This window comes from Pseudomonadota bacterium, assembly GCA_010028905.1.
In the GTDB taxonomy this organism is placed as follows: domain Bacteria; phylum Vulcanimicrobiota; class Xenobia; order RGZZ01; family RGZZ01; genus RGZZ01.
In genome coordinates this window covers 1-7,477 of the sequence record RGZZ01000248.1, presented here as the reverse complement: position 1 = coordinate 7,477, position 7,477 = coordinate 1, and the positions used below count along the sequence as shown (strand labels likewise).

7 protein-coding genes are annotated in these 7,477 nt (G+C 68.7%); 4 read left to right on the top strand and 3 right to left on the bottom strand.

Going from position 1 to position 7,477, the window contains the following annotated elements; all coding sequences use genetic code 11:
• Positions 1-3 precede the first annotated feature (3 nt).
• The 3 genes from EB084_15745 to EB084_15735 all read left to right on the top strand — a co-directional run bounded on the left by EB084_15745 (position 4) and on the right by EB084_15735 (position 2,665).
• Complete coding sequence (locus tag EB084_15745; GenBank protein NDD29711.1) at positions 4-282, top strand: hypothetical protein; 279 nt, start codon at positions 4-6, stop codon at positions 280-282.
• A 107-nt stretch (positions 283-389) separates the two neighbouring features.
• Entirely contained in the window at positions 390-2,162 is a 1,773-nt protein-coding gene (locus EB084_15740; protein ID NDD29710.1) for an ABC transporter ATP-binding protein, read from the top strand.
• 32 nt (positions 2,163-2,194) lie between these two features.
• Positions 2,195-2,665 carry a lasso peptide biosynthesis B2 protein gene (locus tag EB084_15735; GenBank protein NDD29709.1) on the top strand — a complete coding sequence of 157 codons (471 nt, stop codon included), beginning with the start codon at positions 2,195-2,197 and terminating at the stop codon, positions 2,663-2,665.
• 46 nt (positions 2,666-2,711) lie between these two features.
• Here EB084_15735 and EB084_15730 read toward each other — a convergent pair whose 3' ends face one another.
• On the bottom strand, positions 2,712-3,794 hold the full coding sequence (locus EB084_15730; GenBank protein ID NDD29708.1) for a hypothetical protein: 1,083 nt from the start codon (positions 3,792-3,794) through the stop codon (positions 2,712-2,714).
• Complete coding sequence (locus EB084_15725) at positions 3,795-5,090, bottom strand: hypothetical protein (GenBank protein ID NDD29707.1); 1,296 nt, start codon at positions 5,088-5,090, stop codon at positions 3,795-3,797. It lies immediately after the preceding gene.
• Between EB084_15725 and EB084_15720 the strand changes: the two genes are divergently transcribed.
• On the top strand, positions 5,031-6,386 hold the full coding sequence (locus tag EB084_15720; GenBank protein NDD29706.1) for a hypothetical protein: 1,356 nt from the start codon (positions 5,031-5,033) through the stop codon (positions 6,384-6,386). The genes EB084_15725 and EB084_15720 overlap by 60 nt on opposite strands.
• Here EB084_15720 and EB084_15715 read toward each other — a convergent pair.
• Entirely contained in the window at positions 6,358-7,176 is an 819-nt protein-coding gene (locus tag EB084_15715; GenBank protein ID NDD29705.1) for a hypothetical protein, read from the bottom strand. The two genes, EB084_15720 and EB084_15715, sit on opposite strands and share 29 nt — an antisense overlap.
• Between the last annotated feature and the right edge of the window lie 301 nt (positions 7,177-7,477).

Below are 7,477 nucleotides of genomic sequence, written 5' to 3'. Positions count from 1 at the left end.
GGGGTGGTGGCCCGTCGGGAGATCTCGTTCGGGCCCACCGAACGTCTCCTGCACGTGCGCGACACCCTCGATGGCGCTGCGGCGCGCGCCTGGGTCGCTGACCAGCGGGTGCGATCCGGGGTGGGCTGGGCCGAGAAGCCGCCCGATGGCTGCACCTTCTCGGCGTCTTCGGTGCTGCGTCGCTGGAAGATTCATCTCGGGTTCCGCGCTGCTCTCGATGGATTTCGATCGACGTGCACGTGGACCGAGCCGTCGTGTGAGCTGGAGGTTCGATGGCCGTGACCGATTCGCCCCCGCGCGGCGCACGCGCGCGGGTTGCCGACCTTCCGCCTTCAGGCGCGCCGGAGACGCCCGGGCTCGCGTTGCGATGGCTCCGGCGCGTTGCGTCACTGGTTGGGTCGAGTCGCCGGGCGGCGCGCCTCGTGTGGGAGACGAGCCGACCACTGACCGCGGCGCTGGCCCTGCTCACGCTTGTGGGTGGGCTCGTTCCCGCGGCCCTGGCCACCATCGCGCGCCACATCGTTGATGCGGTCGTGGCCTGCCAGCAGGGCGACGGGCTGCAGCGCGACGTGGCGCTGCGCTTCGTGATGCTCGAGGCCGCCGCCATGCTCACGCTGCTTGCGAGCCAGCGGGGCCTCGTCGTGTGCGAGAGCCTGCTGCGCGCGCTGCTCGGGCATCGGGTCAACGCCCTCATCCTCGAGAAGTGCCTGACGCTGCATCTGTTCCAGTTCGAGGACAGCGAGCTCTACGATCGTCTCAACGACGCGCGTCGTCAGGCCACAGTGCGCCCGCTGAACCTCGTGACCCGCAGCCTGGGCGTGGTGCAGAACATCATCACCCTCGTCGCCGCGTCGGTTCTGCTTGTGGCCTTCTCGCCATGGGCGGTGGCGGTGCTGCTGCTGAGCGGGCTGCCGGGCTTTGTCTCTGAGCTCAAGTTCTCTGGAGCGGCCTTCCGGCTGTTTCGCTGGCAGTCGCCCGAGACACGTCAGCAAGCCTACATCGAGACGGTGCTGGCGCGGGAGGACTACGCCAAGGAGGTCATGCTCTTCGGTCTCGGCCCTTCGCTGCTGAAGCGCTATCGAGATACGTTCATGCGTCTCTATGACGATGATCGGCGTCTCACGGTGCGGCGCGGTGCATTTGCCTGGCTGCTGGGCACCGTTGGCACGGTGACGCTCTACGGCGCCTACCTGTGGCTCGTGCTGTCGGCCCTCGATGGACGCTCGACCCTGGGGCAGATGACCATGGGGCTCATGCTGTTCCGTCAAGGGCAGGGGGCGGTGGCGCTCTGCCTCTCGGCCATCGGGGGCATCTACGAAGACAACCTCTACCTCACACGGCTCTACGAGTTCCTCGATGCGCCCGTGCCCCCGCACGGGGGGGAGGCCGTGGAGGGGGCTCGCCCCGGCGACGGCCTTCGCTTCGAGGACGTCTCGTTCACCTATCCGGGGAACGACGAGCCGGCGCTTCGGGGCGTCTCGATGCACCTGCCGCCGGGCGCGCGCTTCGCTCTCGTGGGAGAGAACGGCAGCGGCAAGACCACGCTCATCAAGCTGCTCACAGGGCTCTACGCGCCCACGGTCGGACGGGTGCTGCTCGATGGAACCGATCTGCACGAATGGCGCGTCGATGTGCTGCGCGAGCGCATCGGCGTCATCTTTCAAGACTTCTCGCGCTATCAGCTTCTCTTCGGAGAGAACATCGGCGTGGGTGACGTGAAGCGCCTCGATGACGAGGCGCGCTGGGAGGAAGCGGCGCGCAAGGGCATGGCCGACACCCTCGCGGAACGGCTTCCCCAGGGATATCACACCCAGCTGGGGCGCTGGTTCAAGGACGGTCAGGAGCTGAGCGGCGGCCAGTGGCAGAAGGTCGCGCTGTCTCGCGCCTTCATGCGGGTCGATGCCGATGTGGTGGTGCTCGACGAGCCCACAGCCGCCATGGACGCCCGCGCCGAGGCAGAGATCTTCGAGCGGGTGCGCGCCCTCACCGATCGGCAGACGGCCATTCTCATCTCGCACCGCTTCTCGACCGTGCGCATGGCCGACACCATCGTGGTGATGCACGAGGGTTGCGTCACCGAGCAGGGGAGCCATGAAGAGCTCGTGCGCCTCGACGGCCGCTACGCCCGACTGTTCGCCCTGCAGGCTGCGGGGTATCAGTAGGGGCAGGCCGACCCGGCCACGAAGCCCCGCGTGTGTTGCTCCGATGGCGCTCTCGCCTGCACTACTTGATGGCCATGTCGTGGTCGGATCGGATCGAGTGGCTCGAGATCGCGATGGCGTTGCTGCGGGCGCAGGTGCGGGTGCGCGTCGTGCCGTTCCGGCGTCTCGCCAGCGGTTTCGATTCGAGCGACCCGGGGAGCGTTGCCCCCCCGATGCCTTCTTCTGCAGAGCGGGAGCGCGTGTCGCTCCGGATGCGCCATCGCGTGGCGCGCATGGCCGCACTGCTGCCCGTGCGCGTGGCGTGCCTCGGGCAGTCGCTGGCCGCGGCCGATCTGCTGAGACGGCGGGGATGTGACGTGCGCATGTATCTGGGCACCACGGTTCCCACTGCGGGGTTTGCCGCCCATGCGTGGCTCTGCAGCGAGGGGGTGGTGGTGACGGGCGAGCGCGAGGCGGCCGCGTTCACCGCGGTGGCGAGCTTTTTCGGGCGAGGGCGCGGGTGATGCACGGCTGGGGGCGGAGCGCCACCCCATCGCGTGCGACCCGGCTTCACCCCCGCAGCGCTGGGTTGCGATAGGCTGGCGCGGCCAGCACAAGACGCGCGATGGATCGGGTGAGGCTGTCGAGGGCCACCAGGGGCGTGGGGGCGAGGGCCATGTGATCGGTGCGTCGCTGCAACCCCTGCAGCATCGTGAACGCGACGCCAGATGCCACGCGGGTTCGATTCAGAAGGCGCGCGGCGCGCGCCAGGGGCAGCGCTACGTGGGACGGTATCGGCGTGCTGGGCGAGATCTCATCGAGGTCTTGCGCACACCACCACACCAGGGCCTCCGCGTCGGCGCAGGCCTTTGCGCACCCGGCTGCACGCGCGGCGGTTCGTGTGGCGTCGCGCTGCTCGGGGCTGAGCGCGTGCCACTGGCGCCAGGCGTCGAGCAGCCATTTCCATCGATTCCAGAACGACCGCCCGCCGTGCACCGCGGTGAAGAGCCAGGCGTCGATGACTCCCAGGGTGCGAAGCGGCACGCCGTCGAGGTCGAACGGGTGGGCGCGCTCGAGGAGCGCTTCAAAGGGGAGGCGGCACATGCCGGGAGAGTGATCGAGTCCCCAGTGCAGGTCGACCTCGACGGGCCAGCCCACGTAGGCCATCTCCGGGAAGGCCCAGCGGTAGAGCGCGCCGGGGGAGGCAGTCCGCCCGTCGTATCGTCTGAGCCTTGCGTCGATGAGCAGCGTGTGGGCCTCCGCAACGCGGGATGGGGCGATGAGCAGGTCGATATCGACCCCTCCGCGCCCCTGCCAGGTGCCCGTGGTCAGCGCGGCAAGCCCTGGGCCCTTGAGCACGAGGAAGGGGAGGCGCGCTTCGGTGAGCAGCGCCGCCGCTTTTCGCGCGGTGGCCGCCACCGCCAGCGAGGCGAGGGCGTCGGCGCGTCGCGCGTCGAGCAGCACCTGTTCGGCGCGCGTGGGGCCGGCGCTGGTGGCGTCGACGCAAGCGGCGGCCTCCCCGGCAAGCCCGTGCTCTCGCAACGCCACGGCCTCTTCAGCGGTGAGCGTGCGGGTGTCGAGGCGGCGCGACGCGATGGCGGAGATCCAGCGCGGGGAGGCGGGGTGGCGTTGAGGTGTGAGCGACGGTGCCATTCAGAGCGCTGCACTCGGTTGCATGTAGGATGGGGGCGTCACGCCGAGGCTGGTCAGCATCGAAGGCGCGAGATCGAGGGTCGAGATGCGCGGGCGCGTTTCGTCGGCGCGCGTCTCACGACCGACGTAGATCAGGGCAACCCCTTCGGGGATGTGGTAGGCGTCGACGTCAGCCTCGTCCTGCTTCATCGTGTTGCGCAGGCCCAGGTGGTCGAGGGGGCACGGATGTCCGGAGAGCTCTACCCGCAGCGTCTTGTCGTCAAGGTTGCGCTGGCCGAACGAGAAGGCCACGGTCGCCTCGGGCAGCGCGACCACCCGGATGGGACGGCCATCGACCCGGATCGATTGCAGCCCTGCCAGGGCGCGGATGTCGTGTCCATCGACAAAGCGGAAGGTGTAGTCCGGCTCCATGGTGCGCATGCGCGTCCACGTTCCAACGGGAATGCCCAGTGCCGCCATGAGCCTGTCCGGCGTGGCGAGCAGCACCTGGGTGCGCAGGGGGGGATGGCCGTCGTCGACGGCCGCCTGTCCCATGCTGCTGACAACCCAGAGGGCGGCGTCACTTTGCGCGTCGACCCATTGCATCAGGCGCCCCAGCTGGTGGTCGGCTTCGTCCATCGCGTAGTCGATCTCGCCGCTGTAGGTCTCGCTCCACGCCGAATCGTGAATGGGGGTGTGATAGTCTTCGGGGAAGGCCGCGGGCCAGTAGCGGTGCATGGCTGACGCCACGTGATTGGTGAAGAACGCGCTGTAGCGGGGCGCGCGATCGGCGAGCAGTCTCGCGTACAGGTCGAAGCCGATCTGGCTCTGCGCGGTGCGTCGGCGCACCACCCGCCACGGGGCGACGCGCTCGCTCGCAAGCTGGGCGATGAGGGACGTCATGGTGCGTGCGCGTCCACCGAGGAAGGGGAATCGGAGCGCCAGACGCGCCGCGTCTGCCAGCGGCACTCCTCGTGATACGTTCGAGCCGTTGCGGTCGACCATCGCGAGGTTGAAGCGCTGGAACACCTCGATGCTCGCGGGGTGGGTTCGGGGAGACGCGGCGAACGTGTCGGGCACGTAGAACGCGAATCGGTCTGCATCGGGCGGCAGTGGGTCAGTGTGCAGCGACCCGAACACGCCGGTCGTGACGCCTCCCTCGAGCAGCAGGCGCCAGATCGGCGGGTGCGTGCCGTCGACCTCGGTGGTGGACTGTCCCAGATCGGTGAGGCCGTGGACGCGATCGGGCACCCCTCGATGCACCGTGGGCCAGGTGATCCAGGGAGAGAGCGCGCCCTCGTCGGCCGCCACCGTCACGTACCCCCTGCCGTGACGCACGAGCCGCGTCAGGCTGGCCTGCGGTCGGCGCGCGCAGTAGGCGTCGATGACGCGCCAGGGCACCTCGTTGAGCTCATAGACGGCGATGTGGCGGGTCAGGGCCTGGCCCTCCTACCGCTTCTTCCGGGCGTGCGTCACCGCGTCGCGCCCCATGGCCTGGCGCGACGCCTGCTCAAAGGTGCTCAACTGCGTCATGAGAGACCTCTGTTCAACACACCGGATCGCGTTCCTCCGCGCAATCTGCGTCCGCGACGTGGCTGTCGGCGCGTTCGAGGCGATTGTGCCGAGGTGGGAAAAGGCGGGTGCATCGCGAACACGCCCTGCATGAAGCCGCGCCTGTTCGTCCTGGTCTTGTCCTTGATGCTCGTCATTGCGCCCGCGTTTGGCCAGAAACCCGTCTCGCGGGGGGCAAACCCGAACGGTGACTACAACTTCAACGAGACCACAGGGCTCATCAACATCCCCACGGCCCGCGTGCTCCCCGCGGGGGGCATCTTCCTGGGGTTCAGTGCTGCCGATATGGGTCGCCTGCCGAAGAACAACACCGATCAGCTCGACGAAGACGCCTTCATCTACAGCGATGACAGCCTTCACCTGCGCGGCAGCTTCCTCCCCGGGTGGGAGCTCTCGGCGATGACCCTGCACCACGGCTTCGACCGACGCAACATCGTGTTCGGCACCAAGATCGTGCTTGCGCGAGAGTCGCGCGACTGGCCCGCGCTGGCCGTGGGGGTGCAGAACGCCCTGGGGCACGACGACAACCGCACCGATCAGTTCAATCCAGAGCCGTCGCAGTTCGGCCGGCCGGCATACTTTGCGGTGGCGACGAAGAACCTGCCGTGGGGGCGCTGGGGGGGGCTCGATCTGCACCTGGGCTGGGGCACCGGCCGGTTCGAGAAGCGCGTGTTCTACGGCGCGGAGTACGGGCTGGCACGCAACTTCAGCGTGGCGGGAGAGTTCGACGGCGTGCTGCCGAGCTTTGGCATCCGCTTCCGGCCATCGTCACGGTTGCGCTTCACGCTCATGGTGCAAGACAGCCATCTCGGCCTGCAGCTGGGCTATCAGTTCGGCCCCAACAGTCTGTACGGGGGGGCGCCGTCGACGGTTGAACCCGGCGTGCCCACGGTGAGGGAGGCGCGAGACAAGAAGCCTGAGCCCGCGGCGGTTGCGCCTCCCCCGGGAGATCGAGCCGCGCAGCCATCGGGCACGCCTGTCGTGCAGCCCGCTGTCACACCCGCTACGCCCGCTACGCCCGCGGCGCCCGCGCCTCGCTGAAGGCCTGCCGAAAGGCCGCGCGCGTCTGAACCACGTCGTGACCGAGCGTGCGCACGCGCAGGGGGCCGATCAGGCTGCACTCGAGCTCTATCTGAAACGTCCGTGAGGCTTCCTCAGTCAGTGCATCGCTCGCGGCATCGAGCGATTGAAGGGCCAGCACGAGTCGCTCGGCGTCTTCCCGTTCGCGTATCCCCGAGAGGGTGATGTCCGTGGGGTGTGGATCCTCGCGCGCGGCGGTGAAGCGCACGTTGTGCCCCGCGAGCCACGTCTGAAGCGACTGCCCCTCGCGGGGCCAGGGGCCGACGTCGACGCGCCAGCGATCTTCATCGCGCCGCACGGCCGCCATCATCTTCGCGGGCGCGGGTCCATCGAGCACGAGCAGCTGGGGCAGATGCGCGTCGATGCGCTGCATCGCCACGAGCGCCCGGGCGACCAGCACGGCGTCGCAGCGGGCCCCATGGAGCGTTACCGCGTCAGAGGCGGCAAGCAGGCGGTCGACGAGGGCGAACGGGCGCCAGGTGCCCAGATGCTCGTGATCCGCTGCAGCGAGGGGGCGCACCTCGGCGTCTTCGAACCCCTCGAGGGCAAGTCGTTCCGCGACCGTGGGCTCTTCGAGCACGACCGGGTCGAGCCGGACCCGCTCGTGCATGAAATCGACGTCTTCATCGCCTGGCGGCCAGTCGGTGACGAAGCGCGCCTGCAAAGGCGAGCGCTCGCGCCCTACCCAGTGCAGAAAAGGGGGCGCATCGATCGGCGTCACACGCTCTACCAGCCAGACCTCGTCAGACATGGCCCTCTGGTTTGCGCCAGATGGTGAGGTTCCTGCCGCAGGGCGAATCGTCAGGCCAGCGTGATTTTTCAGCATTTTTTCAGGTCTTGCAGGTAGACTTGAGCGAAGACTGCTGCGCCGTGCTCGAATCGATTTCAATGGTTTGAGGCCGCGGCGCCGGCGTGAAGCAAGAGGGTCTCGATGATGCAGGTCTCGGGTCAGAACCTCAATGTTCCCCCGGCGCGTCCCACGTCCACCCCTGCCGGCGGTGCCGCTCCAGCGCCTGCCGACAACACGCCGCGAGAGACGGTGACCCTCGGGC